The following is a 21430-nucleotide window of genomic DNA, read 5'->3' as shown; positions in this document are numbered from 1 at the left end:
GCCCGCCGCGAAAATCGGCCGATGCGGTTTGCCTCCCTCCGAGACTCACCCTAAGCGCTGGCGATGCCCGAGCTTCCCGAAGTCGAGACCACCGTGCGCGGACTGGCCCGCCAGCTCTTGGGCGAGCGGCTGGCGCGCGTCGTGGTCAATCGGCCGGACCTGAGGCGCCCCTTCCCGCCCGACCTCGTCCAGGCGCTGACCGGGGCGACGGTGACCGGACTTTCGCGCCGGGCAAAGTACGGGCTGATCGCCACCGACCGCGAACGCACCATGGTCTTTCATCTGGGGATGTCGGGCCGCTGGCGGATCGAGCCCGAGACGCTTGGCAAGCATGACCATCTCGTGATCGAGACCGGCTCGGGCCGCGTCCTCGCGCTAAACGACGCGCGCCGTTTCGGCTCCGTCGACCTCGTCGCGACCAAGGACCTCGAGGTTTGGGGCCCCTTCGCCGGGATGGGGCCCGAGCCGCTCGGCGAGATGCTGACGCCCGCCTACCTGCATCGCGCCTTCACGGACCGCATCGCGCCGATCAAGCAGCTTCTGCTCGATCAGCGAATCGTCGCCGGGCTCGGCAACATCTACGTGTGCGAGGCGCTCCACCGCGCGCACATTCGGCCCGACAAGGCGGCGGGCGCGGTCTCGCTGCCCGCGTTGAAGCGGCTGGTGCCCGCGATCCGCGACGTGCTCGGCGAATCGATCGCCGCGGGGGGATCGACGATTCGCGACTACGCGCAGCCCTCTGGCGAGCTGGGCTATTTCGCCGCTTCCTGGCGCGTCTACGGCCGCGAGGGCGACGCGTGCGAATGCGGTGGTCTCGTAGCGCGCTTCGCGCAGGGTGGCCGCAGCACGTTCTGGTGCCCGAAATGCCAGAAATAGGCGGTTTTCGCCGCACCGTTCGGGTTGACGCGAGCCCCCTTCACGGCTAAGGGCCGCGCTTTCCGGCGACTCCGCTCGCCGTCACCGATTTCGTTTTTTGCAATTTAGGCCGCACCGGCGGCCATGACAGAGGACAGACATGGCCAATACGCCGCAAGCCCGTAAGCGCATCCGCCGCAACGAACGCCGCGCGCTCGTCAACACGAATCGCATGAGCCGCATCCGCACCTTCGTGAAGAAGGTCGAGACCGCAATCGCCGGCGGCGACAAGGCAGCCGCGACCGAGGCGCTCAAGGCCGCGCAGCCCGAACTCGCGCGCGGTGTCGCGCGCGGCGTGCTCCACAAGAACACCGCCTCGCGCAAGATGTCGCGCCTGACCAAGCGGGTCGCCGCGCTCTGATTCGCGAATCGATTCGGTCATGTGACCGGTCGTTCCGCGGTACGAAGTGAGAACGCCGTAAGGGGGAGCCGATGCGCTCCCCTTTTTGCGTTTTTTGCAGCCCGACCTGCAATTCACAAAACTGTAGGATTCCTGCGGGATTCGCTGCGCCATGAGCCGAAGCGCCGAAAATATCTCTTTGTTTTGAAAGAGTTACAAGAAACCCAACGGATTTCTGCGGGCTTTGCGCTGTCAACCGAAGAATTTTAGCTCCGATGTTGACCCTGCGCTTGCACCTCCCCGTCCGACCTTTCAAAAGACTCGTGGCCGTTGCGGAACTGGCCGGGGAATGAATCAAATCACGAGCTGATTCACGCTGCAAGCGGTTGCTTTGCGGTGGTGGGGAACTGTTCGCGCGTCACCTCGATTATCCGTTAGGCCAAGGGGTGCATTTCTTATCTGGAGGCGAACTGGGGTGTCAGGTTCGGTCGCAGGCGGCGCCAGGGGCGCGAGCAAGAAGTCAAAGGTGGACAACAGCGCAATGGAAGAGGATCAGGAGGCCCTCAATCTCGCAGCGGATTGGGCTGATATAAGTCAGGGCCTTCGCAAGGATCTCGGCCAGCAGGCGCACAGCCAGTGGATCAAACCGATCCAGCCCGGCTGCCTGTGCAAGGAGACCGGCACGCTCGATCTCTATCTTCCCACCGAGTTCTCGGCGAACTGGGTGTCGGATCGCTTCGCCGACCGGCTTTCGCTGGCGTGGAAGATCGCCCGGCCCGACGTGCGCCACGTGCGCATCCTCGTTCAGCCGGGCCGGCGCCAGTTGCCCGAGTTGCGTCTCGGCAGCGGCGGCAATCCGCGCCGCGCCGCCAACGACGGCGCCCATGGCGGCGATTCGCTCGGCTCGGTGCTCGATGACGACGCCTTCGCATCGCTCGGCCAGGGCGGGATCGGCATCGACGCCTCGCTGACCTTCGCCTCGTTCGTTACCGGCACCAGCAACATCCTCGCCTTCAACGCGGCGCAGCGCATGGCGGCGCGCGAAGAGCCGCAGTTCTCGCCGCTCTACCTCAAGGCCGCGACCGGGCAGGGCAAGACACACCTGCTCCACGCGATCGGCCACGCCTATCTGGCCAGCCACCCCAACGCGCGGATCTTCTACTGCTCGGCCGAGCGCTTCATGGTCGAATTCGTCCAGGCGCTGCGCCAGAACCAGATGATCGAGTTCAAGGCACGGCTGCGCGGCTTCGACCTGCTGCTGGTCGACGACATCCAGTTCATCATCGGCAAGTCGGCCGCGCAGGAGGAACTGCTCTACACGATCGACGCCTTGCTGGCCGAGGGCAAGCGGCTGGTCTTCGCCGCCGATCGCTCGCCGCAGGCGCTCGACGGAGTCGAGCCGCGCCTGCTGTCGCGCCTGTCGATGGGCCTCGTCGCCGACATCCTCGCCGCCGACATCGAACTGCGCCGTTCGATCCTGGAAAATCGCCTGCAGCGCTTCGCCGCGGTCGACGTGCCCGCCGACGTGATCGAGTTTCTCGCGCGCACGATCAATCGCAACGTGCGCGAACTGGTCGGCGGCCTCAACAAGCTGATCGCCTATGCCCAGCTCACCGGGCAGGTGGTCTCGCTGCAGCTCGCCGAGGAGCAGCTCACCGATATCCTCTCGGCCAACCGCCGCCGGATCACGATCGACGAGATCCAGCGCACGGTGTGCCAGTTCTATCGGATCGACCGCACCGAGATGAGTTCGAAGCGGCGCGCGCGCGCCGTGGTCCGGCCGCGACAGGTCGCGATGTATCTCGCCAAGGTGCTCACGCCGCGCAGCTATCCCGAGATCGGCCGCAAGTTCGGCGGGCGCGACCACTCGACGGTGATCCACGCGGTGCGCCTGATCGAGGAACTGCGCACGCGCGATGCCGACATGGACGGCGACGTCAGGAGCCTGCTGCGCCAGCTCGAAAGCTGATCCGCGCTCCACAGGCAAGCCACAGGCAATCCGCAAGCCGGTGCACAGCTTCTCCAGAGGCTGCGCACCGGCTTGCCCACGCGCTATCCACAGGCTTGTCCGCAGGCGCGGGCAAGGGGGGCAGGTTTGGCGCGCCGCCTGGCGCGGTTTCGATCCCCTCTTCCCCCGCCCCGCGCGGGGGCCTAGAGACACGACAATGTCACCCCCCTCGTTGCCTCAGACGTTCGTCCAGGCGCTCGTGCGCGGCGCGCGCGGGCGCTGTCCGCGCTGCGACGGCGCTCCGCTGTTTCGCCGCTGGCTGAAGTCGGTCGATGCCTGCGCCGCGTGCGGGCAGGACTGGACGCACCACCGTGCGGACGATTTTCCGGCCTACATCGCGATCTTCGTGACCGGCCACGTGCTCGCGCCGGTCATCATCATGCTCGCGCTCGACTTCGCGCTCTCGCCGCTGGCGATGTTCGCGCTGATCATCCCGACCGCGCTGGTGATGATGCTCGGCCTGCTCCAGCCCGCCAAGGGCGCGGTCATCGCCGCGCAATGGTGGCACGGGCTCCACGGATTCGAGAAAGAGCGGCCCCGCGAGCCGACGGCGCCCGAGCCGACGAGCGAGGCGTGACTCTCGAAAGCGAAAGGGTCGGCCGGTTCGCCCGCCACATCGTGCTGCCCGAGGTGGGGGGCGCGGGACAAGTCGCGCTCGGCCAGGCGCATGTGGTGCTGGTCGGCTGCGGCGGGATCGGCAGCCCGGCGCTCCAGTATCTCGCCGCAGCCGGCATAGGCCGGCTGACGCTGGTGGACGATGACGTCGTCGACGTCTCGAACCTCCAGCGTCAGACCATCTTCACGCCGTCGGATATCGGCAAGCCCAAGGCGGAACTGGCGGCCGAATGGGTGCGGCGTTTTGATCTTGGCCTCGAAGTCCATGCATTCGCGGGTCGACTGGGTGGCGAAAACGCCGCGCAGGTCCTTTCCGGCGCGAGCCTCGTATTGGACGGGTGTGACAATTTCGCGACTCGGCTCGCGGTGTCAGATGCCTGTGTCAAGCTCGCCATACCGCTGACAAGTGTCGCCATCGGCCGTTTCCAGGGACAAGTCGGCAACTTCGCCGGTCACCTGCCCGACCAGCCCTGCTACCGCTGCTTCGTGGGCGATGCCTTCGACGCCGAGGACTGCGACACCTGCGCCGCCGACGGCGTGCTCGGCGCGATGGCGGGGATGGTCGCGACCTTCGGCGCGATGCACGCGATCCGCGTGCTTCTCGAAGGCCACGCTACGCTGGGCGAGCCGCAATACGGCAAGCTCCACCTCATCGACGGCCTCGCGCCCGCGATGCGCGCGCTTTCGATCGCCAAGGACCCGTCGTGCAAGGGCTGCTCCGCCGTTGGCGCGAGCTAGGAGGGGTGGGCCAGTTTCGAACGGCGAGGAATGGCGGCTATTCAGGAATATCGGGCGGCAGACGACTTTCCGGACACGACGACTTTGCGGACGTTCGCCGAGAGGATTTTGATCAGCAGAAACTGGGCCGGAAGCAGCCGGTCGGGTAAGCCTGCACAAACCTTCAAAAGCCGATGTTAGTTAGACATAGCCATCGGGTTGTTTCCTCGACCAACGCAGAGCGTAACGACGAGCACTCATCAGGCGGGCAAGTTATCGGGTGACTGGAGGGTGTAGTCGCCAAGTCGATTTTCGCTATAGATGTAGGGACCTAGGGGAGCGCATCTAAATGCGATATGAAGTTTACGGCCCTTTTTGGGCACCTCGAGCAGAAGCAGAAGCGAGCGGGCTCGCGCTACGACATTTCTGGGACGAGATTGAGAACATGGTTCCGGGGCTTCCGAAAGCGATCGGCATCTACATCTTCTCGACGTGTCACGGAACCAATTACACTCCGTGGTACGTCGGCAAGACGAATGCTAAAGCGGGGTTCCGCGGCGAGATTTTCCATGAGCACAAGCTCAATCATTACGTCAGCGCTGGCCAGCAAAAGAGGGGCTATCCTGCGATCCATCTCCTCGCCAAAGTCGAGCCCCGTCGTCGCAACTTCTGCCGCGCATCTCAGCGCTCGGGCCGTGAGATTGATGAATTAGAAACGGTCATGATCGGCATGGCTCTCCGTGCAAATCCCGATGTTCGCAACTCCAAAAAGACCTGGTTCAACAAGACCTGCCAGGTGCCAGGCATTATCGGAGACTCAATCACTGGACGCCCGCCAGAGGCGGTAACTTCGCTGCGCAATGCATTGGACTTGTGAAGCTTGTCATCCAGCTGAAGTTGGGCCGCGAGCGGTCTGGCCGCTTTCGGGGGAGTTAGTTGTCACTAGTCCGCCCCAGGGACGGTAGTAACTGACTAAACCCGCTTCGGAGCCTGATCATTCAAGATTAAATGGGGAATGACAGCTTTGGACCTTTCACAGCGTTAGCTTCTACGTCCGGGATTTAGGCGCAAAGCTGACGCGTTCTAGTGCAACTGCGAGCGGCTGCTTCCCGCGACTTTTCCCCCGTCCGCGGCTCGCAAGGCGTTCAACGAGAGCCGCCACTTGGCCGAACTCAGGCCGGCGCGTGGTGGTGCCGTGCCCCCATGTCCGCCCCCACAACCGTCCTGGCATTGCGCCCCTACTCCAGCATCTCCTCGACCCACGCCGGCACGATCTCGCCAGCGGGGCCGTGGCGCGCTTCGTCGAACCAGTGCGAGCCTTGCGAGGGTTCGAGGTTGAGTTCGAGTGTCGCGACGCCCAGTTCGCGGGCGTTACGCACGAAGCCGGCTGCGGGGTAGACCGCACCCGAGGTGCCGATCGAGACGAACAGGTCGGCCTCACGCAGCGCCGCGAAGATCTCGTCCATGCGGTAGGGCATCTCGCCGAACCAGACGACGTCGGGGCGCAGCGCCGGCTCGCCGCAAACCGGGCACGGCGGGCGGTCGCGCATCGTGCCCGACCACGGCGGCCGCGAATCGCAGGCGGTGCACCACGCGGTATTGTGCTGGCCGTGCATGTGGAGCACGCGATGAGCGCCCGCGCGCTCGTGCAGGTCGTCGACGTTCTGGGTGACGATCAGCAGCTCGCCCGGCCACTCGGCGTCGAGCCGCGCGAGCGCCTCGTGCGCCGGGTTGGGCTGCTTGTCGCGGATAGCCGCGCGGCGCATGTCGTAGAAGCCGAGCACGAGGTCGGGATCGCGCGCGAACGCCTCGGGCGTGGCGACGTCCTCGGGCTTGTAGCGCTCCCACAGGCCGCCCGCGGTGCGGAAGGTGTCGATCCCGCTTTCGGCGCTCACGCCCGCGCCGGTGAGGATCACGATGTTGCGGATCTGGCTCATCGCGGCCATGAGACACGCGCAGAAGGGATTGATCAATGGCCAGAATCGGGATCATCGGCAGCGAGGGGCGGATGGGGCGCGCAATCGCCGAGGCCCTCGCCGAGGCGGGCGAGGCGCTCGGGGGCGGGATCGGGCGCGGCGGCGACCTTGCCGCGCTGGCCGCCGCCTCGGACGTGCTCGTCGACTTCTCGGCGCCGGACGCGCTCGAAGGCAATCTCGATGCCGCCGCCGCCGCGGGGGTACCGATCGTCGTGGGCACGACGGGCCTGGAGGAGCGCCACCATTTCCTCATCGACCACGCCGCCGAGACGATCCCCGTCCTCCAGACCGGCAACACCTCGCTCGGCGTGACGCTGCTCGCGCATCTCGTGCGCGAGGCGGCGAGCCGGCTAGGCGAGGACTGGGACATCGAGGTCGTCGAAACGCATCACCGGATGAAGGTCGACGCGCCCTCGGGCACGGCGCTGCTGCTCGGCGAGGCGGCCGCGCGGGGTCGAGGTATCGACCTCGCAAACGAGAGCGAACGCGGTCGCGACGGCATCACCGGCAAGCGCGGCACCGGCACGATCGGCTTCGCATCGCTGCGCGGCGGCACCGTCGCGGGCGACCACTCAGTGCTGTTCCTGGGCGCAAACGAGCGCCTCACGCTCTCGCACATGGCCGAGAATCGCGCGATCTTCGCCAAGGGCGCGGTGCGCGCCTGCCAGTGGATCATCGGCCAGCCGCCGGGGCGCTACACCATGCCAGAGGTGCTGGGGCTTTGAGGAAGGCCGAGATCTTCGAGTTCTTCCGGCGGCTGGCCGAGGCCAATCCCGATCCGCAGACCGAACTCGAATACGGCAACGATTACCAGTTGCTCGTCGCGGTGGTGCTCTCGGCGCAATCGACCGACGTCGGCGTCAACAAGGCAACGCGCGCGCTGTTCCGCGAGGTGACGACGCCCGCACAGATGGTCGCGCTCGGCGAGGAAAAACTGAAAGAGCACATCAAGACCATCGGGCTGTTCAACTCCAAGGCGAAGAACGTCATCGCCTTGTCCGAGATTCTCGAGCGCGACCACGGCGGCGAAGTTCCCGCCGATCGCGACGCCCTCACCGCGCTCCCCGGCGTCGGGCGCAAGACGGCGAACGTCGTGCTCAATTCCGCGCACGGGGCGGAGACTTTTGCGGTCGACACGCACATCTTCCGGGTGTGCAACCGCACGGGACTCGCCAAGGGCAAGACGCCGCTCGCGGTGGAGCAGGGATTGGAAAAGAAGGTTCCCGGCCCTTTCCGCGTCGGAGCCCACCACTGGCTGATCCTCCACGGGCGCTACATCTGCAAGGCGCGCACGCCGGAGTGCTGGCGCTGCCCGGTGGTCGACTTGTGCGGCTTCAAGCCGAAGATCCTGGAACGCGGGGTCAAGCTTGCGGTTACGTCTAAAGAGAGGAAAAAACGACAGGCTGACAAAGGAGGCTGAAATGAAACTCCACCAACTGGGCTGCGCCGCGCTTGCCGCCGTGGGGCTGACCGCATGTTCGCAATCCGCGCCCGAAACCGCGACGAAGCCCGTCGCGCCGGCCGCCGAAATCGTGGGCGAACCGGTCAATTGCCTGCAACTGACCAGCTTCCGGTCGAGCGAGATCCGCGACGACCGCACGATCGACTTCATCGGCACCGGCGACAAGGTATGGCGCAACACGCTGCCGAACAAATGCCCCGGGCTGCGCTCGGCGGACTCGTTCAGCTATGAGACCTCGCTGAGCCGGCTCTGCAGCACCGATATCATCTACGTGCTGAACAACTATGGCGGATCGCTGCAACGCGGCGCCGGCTGCGGCCTCGGTCAGTTCGTGCCGGTGAAGCTGGCGAAGTAACCCCGCCGGTCAGACGTCGTCGGCGCTGATCATTTCCTCGCGGTCGATCTCGCCGGTCATCACCGCGACGGCGGTCGCGACGGCGGCGTCGCCGCTGACGTTGGTGGTGGTGCGCATCATGTCCATGATCCGGTCGACGCCCGCGACGAAGGCGATCGTCTCGAGCGGGACGCCGACCGCGCCGAACACCAGCGCCATCATGATCAGCCCGGCGCCCGGGATGCCCGCCGCGCCGACCGCGCCCAGCGTCGCCAGGACCGAAATCAGAAAGTAGTCGCCCCACGACAAATCGACGCCGAAAACCTGCGCGCCGAACAGCGTGGCGAGACCGAGATACATCGCGGTGCCGTTCATGTTGATCGTCGCGCCGAGCGAGATCACGAAGCTCGCGACCGAGTTGCTGACGCCGAGGTTGCGCTCGGCGCAGCGCAGCGTGACCGGCAGCGTCGCGTTCGAGGAGGCGGTCGAATAGCTCACCGCCATGGCATCGATGATGCCGCGAAAGAAATCGTGCACCGGCAACTTCGCCAGGAAGTGGATCATCGCGGAATAGATGCCGAAGATGATCAGCAGGCAGCCGAGGTAATTCAGCCCCACGAGCTTGGCGAGCGCGAACAGCGCGTCCTGCCCCAGCGTGCCGGCGACCCAGGCCATGAGCGCGAAGACGCCGAAGGGCGTCAGCTCCATGACCACCATCGTCACCTTCTGCATGATCACCGAGCCCGAATCGAAGATCTTCTGCGCGGGTGTGCCTTCCTCGCCCGCCATGAGGATGCCGACGCCGATCAGCAGCGCGAAGACGATCAGCGGCAGCACCTGAACGTCGGCCATGACCTGGACCGGGCTTTCGGGGATCATCGAGAGGATCATGTCGACCGCGTTGGTCTCGTTGGGCTGGGGCGTGGCGCCGCGCTCGATCGCATCGACATCGAGCCCCGCGCCCGGGGCGAAGAAGGTGCCGAGCAGCAACCCGAGCCAGACCGAGATCTGGCCGGTCACCACGAACAACAGCAGCGCGCGTCCGCCCACCGCGCCCAGCTTGCGCAAGTCGCCGATCGCCGCGACGCCCGAGACGAGCGAGAAGAAGATCAGCGGCACCACCAGCATCTTGATCGACTTGATGAAGAAATCGCCGATCCACTTTATGCTCTCGGCGTCGGGCCCCCAGAAGATGCCCGCCACGACGCCGAGCACGAGCGCGGCGACGACGCGCTGCCACAGGGGAATCTTGAACCAGGTAGCCAGCATTGAAAGTCCCCCTGCCCGCTTCGGGCGATGTCGATCGACGGCACGCTCGCAAGAGCGCGCCCATAATTCAAGCGCCCAGCGCGGTCTCGGCGATACGGCGGTAAATCCGCGCCAGCCCTTCCAGATCGGCCAGCGCGACCGCCTCGTCGCGTTTGTGCATCGTCGCGTTGCACAGGCCGAACTCGATCACCGGCGAGAAGTCCTTGAGGAACCGCGCGTCGGAAGTGCCGCCGCTGGTCGAAAGCTCGGGTCGGATGCCGGTCTCGGCCTCGATGACATCGCTTACGATCGCCGAGAAGGCGCCCGGTTCGGTGAGGAAGGACTCGCCCGAGATCAGCGCGCGGGCGGTGCCGCCGTGGCGCTTGGCGATCTCGGCCACGCGCTCGGCGAGACTGGCGCCGGTGTGCAGGTTGTTGAAGCGGATCGATATCCGCGCGCTCGCCTTCGCGGGGATCACATTGTGCGCCGGGTTGCCGACGGTGAGATCGGTCACTTCGAGGTTCGAGGCCTGGAACCAGTCGGTCCCCTCGTCGAGCACGATCGCCTTGAGTTCGGCGAGCATCGCCACGAGGCGGGTGATCGGATTGTCGGCGAGGTGCGGATAGGCGACGTGGCCCTGCACACCCTCGACGTCGAGAAATATGTTCACCGAGCCGCGCCGGCCGATCTTGGCCATGTCGCCGAGACGATTGACCGAAGTCGGCTCGCCGACGAGGCACAGGTCCGGGATTTCGCCCAGCGCGCGCATATGGTCCATCAGCGCGCGCGTGCCGTAGCGGGCGGGGCCTTCCTCATCACCGGTGATGATGAAGCTGATCGTGCCCGCCTCGGCCGGGACCTCGCGCACCGCGGCGACCATCGCAGCGATCGCGCCCTTCATGTCGACCGCGCCGCGTCCGTGAAGCAGTTCGCCGCGCCTCTCCGGAGCGAAGGGCGCGCTGGTCCAGCCCTCGCCCGGAGGGACCACGTCGAGATGGCCCGCGAAGGCGAAATGGCGGCTGCCTTGCGGCCCCTTGCGGATCGCGAAGAGGTTCTCGACCGGCCCGTCGGGCGCCTCGCCGTCGAGGAAACGCCAAACCGCGAAGCCGAGCGGCGCGAGCTGGCCTTCGAGACAGTCGAACACCTCGCCCGTCGCCGGCGTGACGCTGGGGCAGGCGATCAGCGCCTCGGCCAGTTCGGCGACGCTCTTTGCGGAGGATGTGGCGGTCTGTGTCATTCCGGGTTGGCGGCATATGGGCTAGGCTGGCGAGACACAAGCCGGAGAGCGTCCCGATGCCCAAGCTCGATCTCGATTCGCTGCCCCAGTCGAACGCGACCGGCTATCCGCCTCCCTTCGACGAGGCGGTCGCGGGTCGCTGGTGGCGGCGCCTGGCCCCGGCGGGCGGGCTCACCGAAATGGGCGCGAGCCATGTCGTGCTGAAGCCCGGCGGCTGGTCGAGCCAGCGCCACTGGCACGACGAGGAAGACGAACTGGTCGTCATGCTCGCCGGAGAGGCCGTGCTGATCGAGGACGGGGGGCGCACGGTGCTGCGCGCCGGCGACGTATGCGCCTGGCCCAAGGGGGTGAAGAACGGCCACCACATCGTCAACGAAAGCGGGGCCGATGTCGCCTTTATCGCGATCAGCGCGGGCAACACATCGGGCAGCGGCGGCTATTCGGACATCGACATGATGTGGGACGAGCGCGGGTTCGTCCGCAAGGACGGCACGCGCTATGGCACCGAACGGCTGCGGTAGCGCACGCGAACCGCTCGAGAAGCGCCAGCCCTGCTAACGCTGGGCCGGCCTCAGGCCACCGGGCTCTCGTACTGCTCGATGACCCATTCCTCGTCCTCCGCGGCGCCAATCCACTGCGCCATCCACTCGTGCTCCCAGATCGCCTGCATATAGGCCTGCGCGAAGCCGGGAACGCCGATGCCGTAGGAGAGGAACCGGCTCACGACCGGGGCGTAGATCACGTCGGCGGCACAGAAGCTGCCGAACAGGAACGGCCCGCCCTTGCCGAAGCGCGCCCGCGCCTCGGCCCAGAGCTGGAGAATGCGCACGATGTCCGCGCGCACATCGTCGTCGATCGTCGCGCCCTCGATCCGGGCGCGCACGTTCATCGGGCAGGTGCGCCGCAAAGGAAGGTAGCTCGAGTGCATTTCCGCGACCATCGAGCGCGCCATCGCGCGCGCGGCGTCCTGCTTGGGCCAGAAGCGGTCGCGCCCGACCTTGTCGGCGAGATATTCGATGATCGCGAGGCTGTCCCACACCACCGCGTCGCCGTCCCACAGGATCGGCACCTTGCCCGAGGAGGGCGCGAGAGCATCATCGTTGCGCTTGCGCTGCTCCCAGTCCTCGCCGAGGATCGGCACGGTCAGCTCCTCGAAATGGAGACCCGACTGCTTGCACGCCAGCCAGGCGCGCAGCGACCAGCTCGAATAGTTCTTGTTGCCGATGATCAGCTTCATTGGGGTTGGCGTCCCTGTGCGGCGAAGCGCTCGCCCTATATCGTGCGCCATATCCTGTCGAGACTGCTCCAGCATGCGCGAAACCGTGGACTTACGATCCGCAATGGCTCATAATCAGCGGATGATCCGCTTATCCCTGCTCGCTTCAGGCTTGATCCTCGCTGTCCCGGTGCCGCTGTGCGCGGCCCCGTCCGGAGCGACGATCGCGGTCGAGGTCGCGGGCATCGGCGCGGCCAGGGGGCGCGTCCACGTCGATATCTGTCCGGAAAAGCAGTTCACCCGCGAGGATTGCCCATGGTCGGCCGAGGCGCCGGCGAAAGCGGGCACGACGGTGGTCACGGTGCCGGGGGTGCCGCCCGGCCGCTACGCCGCGCAGGCCTATTGGGACGCGAACGGCAACGGCAAGGCGGACCGCAACTTCATCGGCATGCCGCTCGAACTGGTGGGTTTTTCCAACGACGTGCGCGTAAAGATGTCACGCCCGAAGTTCGCCGCGGCTGCCTTTGACCACGGCGCGGCGCCGCTGCGCATCGGCTTTGCCGTGCACAAGATCCCCTAGCCGGGGAGCCGCCTCGCCTTGTCCGGCAGAATCTGCGGGTCCTTTGCGAGCATGCGGATCGTGCCCCAGGCCATGACCAGAAGTACCAGCGCGAACGGCAGCCCGGTGACGATGGCGGCGGTCTGCAGCGCGCCGAGCCCGCCCGCGTAGAGCAGCCCGGCGGCGAGCACGCCCATCGAGATAGCCCAGGTGACGCGGGGGATCAGCCCGGCCTCGTGATCGCCGCCCGAGGCGATCATGGCGACGACCAGCGCGCCGCTGTCCGCCGAGGTGACGAAGAAGGTCGCGACGATCACGATCGCGAGGCCCGACATCACCGAGGTCAGTGGATAATGGCCGAGAAAGGCGAACAGCGCATCGGGCATGCTCGTCGAGACCGCCTCCTGCAGGCCGCCCTTGCCGAACAGCTCGATGAAGATCGCGCTGTCGCCGAAGATCGTCATCCACACGAAGGTGAACAGCGTCGGCACCAGCAGCGTGCCCGCGATGAACTCCCGCACGGTGCGCCCATACGAAATGCGCGCGATGAAGATGCCCACGAAGGGCGACCAGCTAATCCACCAGGCGTAATAGAAGATCGTCCAGTCGAGCTGCCACTTGCCGCCCGTATAGCTCTCGGTCCAAGTCGCCAGATAGACGAAGCGCTGGACGTAGTAGCCCAGGTTCTGGATGAACGAATTGAGCAGGAACACCGTCGGCCCCATCACGAAGACGAAAGTGACCAGCAGCAGCGCCAGCGCCATGTTGCCTTCCGAAAGCACCTTGATGCCCTTCTCGAGCCCGAAGGCGACCGAGAGGGTCGCCATGCCGGTCACCACCGCGATGATGATGCCCTTGGCGACCATCGTGTCGCCCGCGCCGAACAGGAAGGTGAGGCCCGCGTTGATCTGCGAGGCGCCGAAACCGAGCGAGGTGGCGACGCCGCAGACCGTGGCGACGATCGCGAGGATATCGACCACGTCGACGATCAGGCGCGGGCACTTCGGCCAGAACTCGTGCAGGAAAGCGCCGATGCTGAGCGTGCGCCCGCTATTGAATGCGACATAGGCGAGTGCCAGCCCGATCATCGCGTAGATGCCCCAGGCGTGAAGGCCCCAGTGGAGGAAGGTCAGCCCCATCGCGTGCTGAGCATTGCCGGCGACCGCCATCTCGCGGACCGGGTTGGGCGTCGAGTATTGCGAAAGCGGCGGATTGGCGAAATGCAGCACCGGCTCGGCGACGCCGTAGAACAGCAGGCCGATGCCCATCCCCGCGCTGAACAGCATCGCGAACCACGCCGCGTAAGTGAACTCCGGCACCGCCTCGGCTCCGCCAAGCCGGACATTGCCGAGCCGCGTGACGGCGATGAAGCCGCAGGTGACGAGCATAACGTTGACCGTCGCGACCAGCAGCCAGCCGAAATTCGTGGAGGCGTATTGCTGGATGGCGCCGAAGACCGTCTCTGCCTCGGCCAGATTGATGAAGGCAAACGCCAGCAGCGCGACGATCAGGCCGATCGCGCCATAGAACACGGTTGGATTGAAGCCGGCGTCCCGGCCGAGAGGGGGTGTCGCCATCTCAGCCAGGGACTGCGCGATGCGGTCTGATCAACGATCAGGCCTTCTTGCGATAGACCATGATCGCCCAGCGCAGGTTGCCGTTGGCGGCACCGTCGACCCAATGGCCGAGACCCGCCGCCATGCGGGTGACGAAATCCTCGGGCAGGCCAAGCTCCTGCTGGCGGCTGAGCAGTTCCTCGCGGACCCGCGCATAGTGCCGGCCAAGCTGGTGCGTCAGTTCGTCGACCTCGACTTCCTCGAAATCGCGCGCGACCAGGGCATCGCGATAGAAGCCGATCGAAGCGAGATCGGGAAGGTGGATGCGCTCGTAGATCGGCTTCAGCGCGCTGGTGTCGGTGAGCCCGTCGGCCTGCATCGGATCGTGGAACACGAACAGGCCGCCCGGGCGCAGCACCCGCGCCACCTCGTCGAGCACCGCGAAGCGATCGGGCGCGTGCAGGATCGCGTCCTGGCTCCAGGCGATGTCGAAGCTTCCCGCCTCGAACGGCATTGCATCGTACGAGCCGTCGATCACGTCGATCTTGTCGGCGAGTCCCGCCTCGGCGTTGAGCGCGCGGTTGCGCTCGTTCTCAACGGCCGAGAGGTTGAGGCAGGTGACATGCGCGCCGCGAGACGCGAGCACGCGCGCCGCCCCGCCGTAGCCCGAGCCAAGATCGACCACGCGCTTGCCGGCAAGATCACCGACGCGGGCGATCATGCTCTCGACGGTGCGGCGGCTGGCGTCGCGAATGTCGTCGGTCTCGTCGTAGAGGCCGACGTGAATGTCTTCGCCGCCCCAGATCGCGCTGTAGAAGCCGTCGGCCTCGGCGCTGTCGTAGTAGTCACGCGCGACAGCGACGCCTTCGTTCACCTCACTCATAGATCTTCTCCGCGATGTGCACGAAGAAGTCAGGATTGGGCTCTTCGCCCTCATCCTGGAAGTCACCGTAAGTGTGGATCTTGCGGAAGCCCGCTTCCTCGAGCAGCCCGCGCATGTACTTGCGGCGCAGCGGGAACATGTTGAGGTTGTGCTTCGACCCGTCGGGGAAGCTGTACTCAAACCGCGCGAGCCCGTCGTCGACGTGGACCGGCTCGGCCACGACCTGGTCGCCGCAGTAGTAGTAGCGGTGCTTCGACGAGAAGCCGTCGTCGAGGATCGAATCGTAGTTGCGCTGGTCGATGATCAGGATGCCGTCATGCTTGAGCGCGGCATAGAACTCGGCGAGCGCGCGGCGGCGGTCAGCCTCGTCGAACAAGTGCGTGAAGCTGTTGCCGAGGCAGATGATCGCGTCGAACTTGCCGTGCACGTCCTTGTTGAGCCAGCGCCAGTCGGCGTGGATGGTCTTGAGCACGACATCGTGGCGCATGCCGTTCTGGAACGCCTTGGCCAGCATTTCCGCCGAGCCGTCGGCCGAGAACACGTTGAAGCCGGCCTTGCTGAGCTGGACCGAGTGGAAGCCGGTGCCGGTCGCCACGTCGAGGACCGCGTGCTTGCCGCGGGCCTTGAGGACGTCGATAAAGAAACGCCCTTCACTTTCGGCGCGCTGCTCCCAGTTGATCAATTCGTCCCACTTGTCGACGAAGCCACGCACGTATTCTGACGTATATTTATCCGTCTCGCGAACAGATATCGGATCTTCTCCGTAATTCTGTTTAACATCGGGCGCGAATACGGTTTTATCTCTCTCTAACAAAGGAATCCCCTGTATGAATTCGTCACGCCTCCGACCGCGATGAAACTATCATGCAGCTATGCCGAAGGGCGGCTATTTGAGTGGACGCGCGGGAGCTAACATTTTTATATCCTGGCTTCCACCCCTGCGGGTAATGTTTTTATTGCCGGGGCGGAATCGGCGTCTCATTTCCGTCATCGCGACTCGACGCGCGAAAGCGGCCCGCGACCCGTTTTCCCGGGGAGTCGCGCGTGCCACGGGCGCATGCCCGCAGTGCGATCAGTGTCAGATTTCGGCGTCGGAAAGCACCGCGGCGCGCAGCGCGGCGATGCCCATGCCCTTCTCGGAGGACGTCACGTGGATTTCGGGATGCGCCGCGACGTGCTTGCGCGCCTCGGCCAGCGTCGCGGCGGTGACCTTCTCCAGTTCGCTGGCCTTGATCTTGTCGGCCTTGGTCAGGACGATGCGATAGCCCACGGCCGCCTCGTCGAGCATCTTCATCATCTCGGCGTCGACCGGCTTCACCCCGTGGCGGCTGTCGACGAGCAGCAGCGTGCGGCGCAGGACCACCCGGCCACGCAGGAACTCGCGCACCAGCCGGCGCCAGGCCTCGACGACGGCGGGCGGCGCCTTGGCGAAGCCGTAGCCGGGCATGTCGACCAGGCGGAACACGACCGGATCGCCCACGTCGAAGAAGTTCAGCTCCTGCGTCCGGCCCGGCGTCACCGAAGTGCGCGCGATCGCCTTGCGGCCGGTCAGCGCGTTGAGCAGCGACGACTTGCCGACGTTCGAGCGGCCGCAGAAGGCGATCTCGGGAAAGTCCGGATCGGGCAGGAACTTGAGTTGCGGCGCGCTCTTGAGGAACGTGACCGGGCCGGAGAAGAGCTTGCGCGCGCGCTCCTCCAGGTCCCGTGCCGCGGCGGCGTCCTCGTCCAAGTCAGGCCCCGCCCTTGGCGGCCGCGTCGCGCTCGGCCGCGCGCTTCTTGTCGGCGGCTTCCTTCTCGGCCATCGCCTTGAGCTGCGGGTGGCGCGAATAGAGATACTTCTGCTGCGCGATCGTCAGCAGGTTCGAGGTGATCCAGTAGAGCAGCAGGCCCGCCGCGAAGGGCGCCATGATGAACATCATGAACCACGGCATGATCATGAACATCTGCTGCTGCATCGGGTCCATCTGCGCCGGATTCAGCTTGAACTGCAGGAACATGGTGATGCCCAGCAGCAGCGCCAGCACGCCGATGCCCAAGAAGCTCGGCGGGTCGAACGGCAGCAGCCCGAACAGGTTGAGGATGTGCAGCGGATCGGGCGCGGACAAGTCCTTGATCCACAGCACGAAGGGCTGGTGGCGCATCTCGATCGCGAGGATCAGGGTCTTGTAGAGCGCGAAGAACACCGGGATCTGAAGCAGCATCGGCAGGCATCCGGCGAGCGGATTGACGCCTTCCTCCTTGTACAGCTTCATGATCTCCTGCTGCTGCTTCTGCTTGTCGTCCTTGTGGCGTTCCTGCAGCGCCTTCATCTTCGGCTGGATCGCCCGCATCGCCGCCATCGAGGCGAAGCCGCGCTGCGCGATCGGGAACATGATGCCGCGCACGAGCACGGTAAGCAGAATGATCGCCACGCCGAAGTTGCCGACCAGCTTGAACAGCGAAATCAGCACCCAGAAGATCGGCTTCTCGAACCAGCGGAACCAGCCCCAGTCGATCGCGAGGCCGAAATTGGTGATCCCGGCCTCCTCGTAGCGGTCGAGCAGGTCGTGCTCCTTGGCCCCGGCGAAGAGGCGGGTGGTGCGGCTGGCCTGCTGGCGGGGCTGGACCACCACCGTGTCGTAGACGAGGTCGGCCCGGAACAGGTTGTTACCGAGCGAGCGGAACGTGCCGCTCGCCTTGGCGTCGACCGGCGCGATCGCCGACATCCAGTAGACGTCGGTAAAGCCCGCCCAGTTCGCGCGGCCCGGCTCGGCGACGGTGCCGTCGTCGGTCAGGTCGTCGTAGTCGGGGCCGAACGAGACCGAGCCGTCGAAGGCGCCGATCGGGCCCGAATGGACGTTCCAGGTGTCCAGGCTCGCGGTGCGGTCGGTGCGGTTGATCAGCGCGAAGGGCTGAACCGCGACCGCGCCGCTTCCGGCATTGCCCAGCGTCTGCCTGGCGGTGATCAGGTAGTTCTCGTCGATCGCAAGCGTGATCGTGAAGACCTGCCCTGTCGGATTGCGCCAGGTCAGCGTGACCGGCGTCGATGGCGTGAGCTTCGCGCCCTCGCTTGCCTGCCACACGGTGCCCGCGTTCGGCAGCGCGACGCCTTCACCGACCCAGCCGAACTGCGCGAACTGCTGCGCTGGCGTGCCCTGGGGCGAGAAGATGCGCACCGGACCGGAGTCCTTCTCGACCGTCTCGCGGTAGCGGTTGATGACGAGGTCGTCGATCACCGCGCCGGTCAGGTTGATCGAACCCGAAAGTCCCGGCGCCTGAACCGGAACTCGGCCGCCCGTGGCCAGCGCCTGCTTGAGATCCCTGCGCTCGAGCGCGATGTCGCTTTCGGTCCTCAGTCCGCCCTCGCGGGTCGGCTTTGTCGGGCTCACCGCCTCGTCGGCGCCACCCTGTTCCTCGACCTTGGTCGGCGTATCGGCCTGCGGGTAGAAATAGCCCACCGCCGCGTCCCAGCCGAAGAGCACGAGCGCCGTCAGCAGGACCGCGAGGATGATGTTACGCTGATTGTCCACGAAGCTTTCCTATGACCTTCCGTCATCTGCGGCCCGCCCGGCCCAACTCTATGGCACGGGGTCGTAGCCGTGCCCCCCCCAAGGATGGCAGCGCAATATACGCTTGGTCGCGAGCCAGCCACCCCTAATCGCGCCGTGCTTCTCGATCGCCTCGATTGCGTATTGCGAGCAAGACGGCGCATAGCGGCACGAAGGCGGCATGACCCGTGAGGGGCCGAGTTGCCACGCCCGCGCGATCAGCACGAGCGCCTTGCGCACCAGCCAGCCGACCAGCGCCACCAACTTTTTCGCCAGCCCGATCGCGCTCATCGCTTCCCCCTCGGCCGGCGCGGCGGATCGCCCTTGCCCGCCGCCGCGCGGCCGAGTGCGGCGAGCAGTTCCTCGCGCAGCTTCGCGAAGTCGCGCTCGATGCCGCCCTCGCGGCCGATCAACACGTGGTCGTGGCCGGCGAGGCCGTGTTCGGGAAGAATCGCCCAGAGCAGCTCGCGAAAGCGGCGCTTCATGCGATTGCGGACCACGGCATTGCCGATCCGCTTGGTGACGGTGATGCCATAGCGCATGGCCTCGGTCCCGTTGGGTCTGGCCAGCAAGACAAAACCGGGACGTGCGACCCGCACCCCCCGGTTTGCAGCCAGATAGTCGGCCCGCCGGGTCAGACCCTGCGGACGCCCGCTCATTCCGAAGAAAGGGGCGAAATCAGGCGGACAGCTTCTTGCGGCCGCGCGCGCGGCGGGCACGCAGGACCTTGCGGCCGCCGGGGGTCGCCTTGCGGGCGCGGAAACCATGGCGCCGCTTGCGGACAAGGCGGCTGGGCTGGAATGTGCGCTTCATTGCAAACCTCGAACAATCTTCTGCGCCGTGAAGCGCGAACAAAAAGGGCCGCCCGCAAACCGGACGACCGCCGAACAGACGGGGCCGTTAATCCAGCCCCGCGCGCGAGTCAAGCCGATCCCGACGCGAACCGCCGCATCATACCACCGCCTTGCGCACCCGCGCCAGATCCTCGACACGCGTGCGGAAGGTATGGCTGCCGGTGTGGGTAAGGTCGATCCACGGGCACGCCCAGACCTTCAAGCCGATGCGGCGCACCAGCCGGCAGAACTGGAAGTCCTCCGAGACGTAGGGGCCCGGCTCGCCGCGCCTTGCGGACATGAACGCGAGCACCGCCTCGCTTCCCGCCTCGGGATGCTCGGCGAGATAGCCCCGCAGGTCGGCCTCTAGCGTCTCGGCGCCGCCTTCGATCGCGGTGTCGAAGAACTGGGTCATGGTCGGCCCCGCGCCCTCGCGCAAGTCGCTGGGGCCAGAGCGGTACGTCCGCTCCGGATAGGCCTTGCAGAAGCGGTCGAGCGTGGAACGCCGGATGGACATGAAGGCCGTGCTCGCCTGCGTCACCTCGACCGGCGCGTTCAGCTTGAACTGGCCGCCCTCGGCGAGATGAAGCTGGATGTCGCTGGCATAGCGCTCGAGCCGGTCGGCATCGTCGTCGGCGAGCCCGGCCTTGGCGGCGCGCGACACGCTCGACCAGTCGAACCGCTTCTGCGGATAGGGGGCAACAACGACATCATAGGCGTTCGCGCCCCCGTCCGCCTGCTGCACCGAGAGCACTTCGAGCACGTCGGACGCCTCGAAGCCGATGTCCGAATCGATCATCACCAGATAGTCCGCACCCGAACGCAGGAATCGGTCGGCGATCGTGTTGCGCGCGGCCATGACGAGCGCGTCGCCGCAGGGTAAGCAGACCTGGAGCGAGATTCCCACCTGCTGGCACAGCGCGGTGAGGTGGCACATGCCCTGCAGATACTGCGAGTGGCAGCGGCCGTCGTACATCGGCGTCCCGACGAGGAGCCCCACGCCCTTGAGACGAGCCGCATCGTATCTGGCGCTCAAGACGAATGCCCTCCCTGGATCGGGCGCCCCGTCCGTCGCCCCCGCGCCAGCCTAGCGACCGGGATGCCCCGGCGGCAACGAGTCTTTCGTCTGTGCCAGGGCCACAGCCACGCGAGGTCGGAACGCATCCCGGACCGCGCCGGCAAGGCGCCGTCTGTTACCCCGCCGGGCCGTCGAGCCTCACCCACATCGCCATCTGCGCGGCGTTGAGCCAGCGCGCCGAGCGGTGCGGTGCGGCGTTGGTCATCGCGTAGAAGGCCTCCGCCTCGATCCCGCTCATGCCCATCTCGCGGTAGTAGGTGAGATACTTGGCGTTCTCCGGGTCGGTGCCGGAATAGTCGGTCGCCTCATGGCCGGTATCGTCAAGCCAGGCATGGACCGCGAACTCGGCACCGGGTTCGGCGATCCGCCGCGTTCCCGCCAGGAAGAGTTCGACCGCGCCCGAGCGGACCGAGCCGTTCGCCGGAACCCGCATCGCGATCCCCGCCGAACGGATCATCCGGCCGACCCGCAGGTTGGCAAGGTCGTCCTCGGTGCCGGGGCAATCGATCATCTCGATTTCGGAGATGCCGGGAAAGGCCCGCAGCATCGCCGAGAACTGGCGCGGGCTGGCCGCGTCGGTAACGCCGACAAGCGCCGCACGGCGGGCATCGAGCACGCGGAACGGGCCGAATGCGGCGATGCCCGCCGGAATGGGATCCTCGGGGAGAGTCAGGGTCTCCGCCCCGAGGAAGCGCTCGCCGCCGCCTGGCAGCACTTCGTACGTCTCGACGATCTCGTATGTCACCTCGCGCGCCGACAGTGGAACCGCGGCAAAACAGGCGATCAACGCGAGAAAGGTGGCGAACCAACGCATGCGCCAAGAATGGCGCGCGCCCGCTTACCCGGGGGATGACGGACGCAGTTAAACGGCAAGGTTAAGCCGCTGTTTTGGATGTTTCCGGCAATGGCCTGCTCTCGACAGTCGT

25 protein-coding genes are annotated in these 21430 nt (G+C 66.2%); 11 read left to right on the top strand and 14 right to left on the bottom strand.

Going from position 1 to position 21430, the window contains the following annotated elements; all coding sequences use genetic code 11:
- Positions 1-63 precede the first annotated feature (63 nt).
- The 6 genes from mutM (at position 64) to B2G71_RS02660 (ending at position 5472) form a co-directional block, all read left to right on the top strand.
- Positions 64-876 (top strand): bifunctional DNA-formamidopyrimidine glycosylase/DNA-(apurinic or apyrimidinic site) lyase, encoded by an 813-nt coding sequence (mutM, locus tag B2G71_RS02685; protein WP_098104190.1) that lies wholly within the window; start codon positions 64-66, stop codon positions 874-876.
- 139 nt (positions 877-1015) lie between these two features.
- Positions 1016-1276: a 30S ribosomal protein S20 gene (rpsT, locus tag B2G71_RS02680; protein ID WP_098104189.1), complete on the top strand. Its 261-nt coding sequence runs from the start codon at positions 1016-1018 to the stop codon at positions 1274-1276.
- A 520-nt stretch (positions 1277-1796) separates the two neighbouring features.
- Positions 1797-3224: a chromosomal replication initiator protein DnaA gene (dnaA, locus tag B2G71_RS02675; protein WP_098104423.1), complete on the top strand. Its 1428-nt coding sequence runs from the start codon at positions 1797-1799 to the stop codon at positions 3222-3224.
- 196 nt (positions 3225-3420) lie between these two features.
- Positions 3421-3840, top strand: a complete 420-nt coding sequence (locus B2G71_RS02670; protein WP_098104188.1) for a DUF983 domain-containing protein — start codon at positions 3421-3423, stop codon at positions 3838-3840.
- Positions 3837-4616 (top strand): HesA/MoeB/ThiF family protein, encoded by a 780-nt coding sequence (locus B2G71_RS02665; RefSeq protein WP_206049260.1) that lies wholly within the window; start codon positions 3837-3839, stop codon positions 4614-4616. The genes B2G71_RS02670 and B2G71_RS02665 overlap by 4 nt, the downstream gene beginning before the upstream one ends.
- Positions 4617-4944: 328 nt before the next feature.
- Positions 4945-5472, top strand: a complete 528-nt coding sequence (locus B2G71_RS02660) for a hypothetical protein (protein WP_098104186.1) — start codon at positions 4945-4947, stop codon at positions 5470-5472.
- Positions 5473-5833: 361 nt separating this feature from the next.
- Here the strand turns inward: B2G71_RS02660 and B2G71_RS02655 are convergent, their stop codons facing one another.
- Complete coding sequence (locus B2G71_RS02655) at positions 5834-6532, bottom strand: NAD-dependent deacylase (RefSeq protein ID WP_098104422.1); 699 nt, start codon at positions 6530-6532, stop codon at positions 5834-5836.
- A gap of 35 nt (positions 6533-6567) precedes the next feature.
- Between B2G71_RS02655 and dapB the strand changes: the two genes are divergently transcribed.
- The 3 genes from dapB to B2G71_RS02640 are packed head-to-tail and all read left to right on the top strand — an operon-like array spanning position 6568 to position 8388.
- Positions 6568-7296 carry a 4-hydroxy-tetrahydrodipicolinate reductase gene (dapB, locus tag B2G71_RS02650; RefSeq protein WP_098104185.1) on the top strand — a complete coding sequence of 243 codons (729 nt, stop codon included), beginning with the start codon at positions 6568-6570 and terminating at the stop codon, positions 7294-7296.
- The gene (gene nth, locus B2G71_RS02645; RefSeq protein WP_098104184.1) at positions 7293-7991 is read left to right on the top strand and encodes an endonuclease III; all 699 of its coding nucleotides are present in this window, start codon (positions 7293-7295) and stop codon (positions 7989-7991) included. The genes dapB and nth overlap by 4 nt, the downstream gene beginning before the upstream one ends.
- A 1-nt stretch (position 7992) precedes the next feature.
- Complete coding sequence (locus B2G71_RS02640) at positions 7993-8388, top strand: hypothetical protein (RefSeq protein ID WP_098104183.1); 396 nt, start codon at positions 7993-7995, stop codon at positions 8386-8388.
- Between the two features lie 9 nt (positions 8389-8397).
- Here B2G71_RS02640 and B2G71_RS02635 read toward each other — a convergent pair whose 3' ends face one another.
- Both B2G71_RS02635 and dapE read right to left on the bottom strand, forming a co-directional pair.
- Positions 8398-9636 (bottom strand): dicarboxylate/amino acid:cation symporter, encoded by a 1239-nt coding sequence (locus B2G71_RS02635; protein WP_098104182.1) that lies wholly within the window; start codon positions 9634-9636, stop codon positions 8398-8400.
- A gap of 67 nt (positions 9637-9703) precedes the next feature.
- A complete protein-coding gene (gene dapE / locus B2G71_RS02630; protein WP_098104181.1) occupies positions 9704-10852 on the bottom strand; it encodes a succinyl-diaminopimelate desuccinylase in 1149 nt (382 codons plus the stop codon).
- Positions 10853-10908: 56 nt separating this feature from the next.
- Between dapE and B2G71_RS02625 the strand changes: the two genes are divergently transcribed.
- Positions 10909-11373, top strand: coding sequence for a cupin domain-containing protein (locus tag B2G71_RS02625; RefSeq protein WP_098104180.1), 465 nt, complete (start codon positions 10909-10911; stop codon positions 11371-11373).
- A gap of 50 nt (positions 11374-11423) precedes the next feature.
- On the opposite strand, the gene B2G71_RS02620 is transcribed toward B2G71_RS02625, so the two are convergent.
- On the bottom strand, positions 11424-12089 hold the full coding sequence (locus tag B2G71_RS02620) for a glutathione S-transferase family protein (protein ID WP_098104179.1): 666 nt from the start codon (positions 12087-12089) through the stop codon (positions 11424-11426).
- Between the two features lie 121 nt (positions 12090-12210).
- Here B2G71_RS02620 and B2G71_RS02615 point away from each other — a divergent pair, with 121 nt between their 5' ends.
- The gene (locus B2G71_RS02615; RefSeq protein ID WP_098104178.1) at positions 12211-12648 is read left to right on the top strand and encodes a DUF2141 domain-containing protein; all 438 of its coding nucleotides are present in this window, start codon (positions 12211-12213) and stop codon (positions 12646-12648) included.
- Here the strand turns inward: B2G71_RS02615 and B2G71_RS02610 are convergent.
- From B2G71_RS02610 to B2G71_RS02570, 10 genes are all read right to left on the bottom strand, one after another.
- A complete protein-coding gene (locus tag B2G71_RS02610; RefSeq protein WP_098104177.1) occupies positions 12645-14204 on the bottom strand; it encodes a BCCT family transporter in 1560 nt (519 codons plus the stop codon). The two genes, B2G71_RS02615 and B2G71_RS02610, sit on opposite strands and share 4 nt — an antisense overlap.
- Positions 14205-14241: 37 nt before the next feature.
- A complete protein-coding gene (locus B2G71_RS24320) occupies positions 14242-15066 on the bottom strand; it encodes a methyltransferase domain-containing protein (RefSeq protein ID WP_206049258.1) in 825 nt (274 codons plus the stop codon).
- Positions 15059-15778 (bottom strand): class I SAM-dependent methyltransferase, encoded by a 720-nt coding sequence (locus tag B2G71_RS24315; RefSeq protein WP_240529970.1) that lies wholly within the window; start codon positions 15776-15778, stop codon positions 15059-15061. The genes B2G71_RS24320 and B2G71_RS24315 overlap by 8 nt, the downstream gene beginning before the upstream one ends.
- Before the next feature lie 366 nt (positions 15779-16144).
- Entirely contained in the window at positions 16145-16795 is a 651-nt protein-coding gene (gene yihA / locus B2G71_RS02600; RefSeq protein WP_098104176.1) for a ribosome biogenesis GTP-binding protein YihA/YsxC, read from the bottom strand.
- 1 nt (position 16796) lies between these two features.
- The gene (yidC, locus tag B2G71_RS02595; RefSeq protein WP_098104175.1) at positions 16797-18575 is read right to left on the bottom strand and encodes a membrane protein insertase YidC; all 1779 of its coding nucleotides are present in this window, start codon (positions 18573-18575) and stop codon (positions 16797-16799) included.
- Positions 18576-18623: 48 nt separating this feature from the next.
- On the bottom strand, positions 18624-18836 hold the full coding sequence (gene yidD, locus B2G71_RS02590; RefSeq protein ID WP_098104421.1) for a membrane protein insertion efficiency factor YidD: 213 nt from the start codon (positions 18834-18836) through the stop codon (positions 18624-18626).
- Between the two features lie 44 nt (positions 18837-18880).
- Positions 18881-19252, bottom strand: a complete 372-nt coding sequence (gene rnpA, locus B2G71_RS02585; protein ID WP_098104174.1) for a ribonuclease P protein component — start codon at positions 19250-19252, stop codon at positions 18881-18883.
- Positions 19253-19271: 19 nt separating this feature from the next.
- Positions 19272-19406, bottom strand: a complete 135-nt coding sequence (gene rpmH / locus B2G71_RS02580; RefSeq protein ID WP_098104173.1) for a 50S ribosomal protein L34 — start codon at positions 19404-19406, stop codon at positions 19272-19274.
- A 138-nt stretch (positions 19407-19544) separates the two neighbouring features.
- Positions 19545-20462, bottom strand: coding sequence for a hypothetical protein (locus B2G71_RS02575; protein ID WP_141521476.1), 918 nt, complete (start codon positions 20460-20462; stop codon positions 19545-19547).
- Positions 20463-20619: 157 nt separating this feature from the next.
- On the bottom strand, positions 20620-21249 hold the full coding sequence (locus B2G71_RS02570) for an alpha/beta hydrolase (RefSeq protein ID WP_346426924.1): 630 nt from the start codon (positions 21247-21249) through the stop codon (positions 20620-20622).
- Between the last annotated feature and the right edge of the window lie 181 nt (positions 21250-21430).

It is taken from the genome of Novosphingobium sp. PC22D (assembly GCF_002556635.1).
Classification (GTDB): Bacteria; Pseudomonadota; Alphaproteobacteria; order Sphingomonadales; family Sphingomonadaceae; genus Novosphingobium.
The sequence above is the reverse complement of the archived record's forward strand: the minus strand, read 5'-3'. Positions and strand labels throughout refer to the sequence as shown.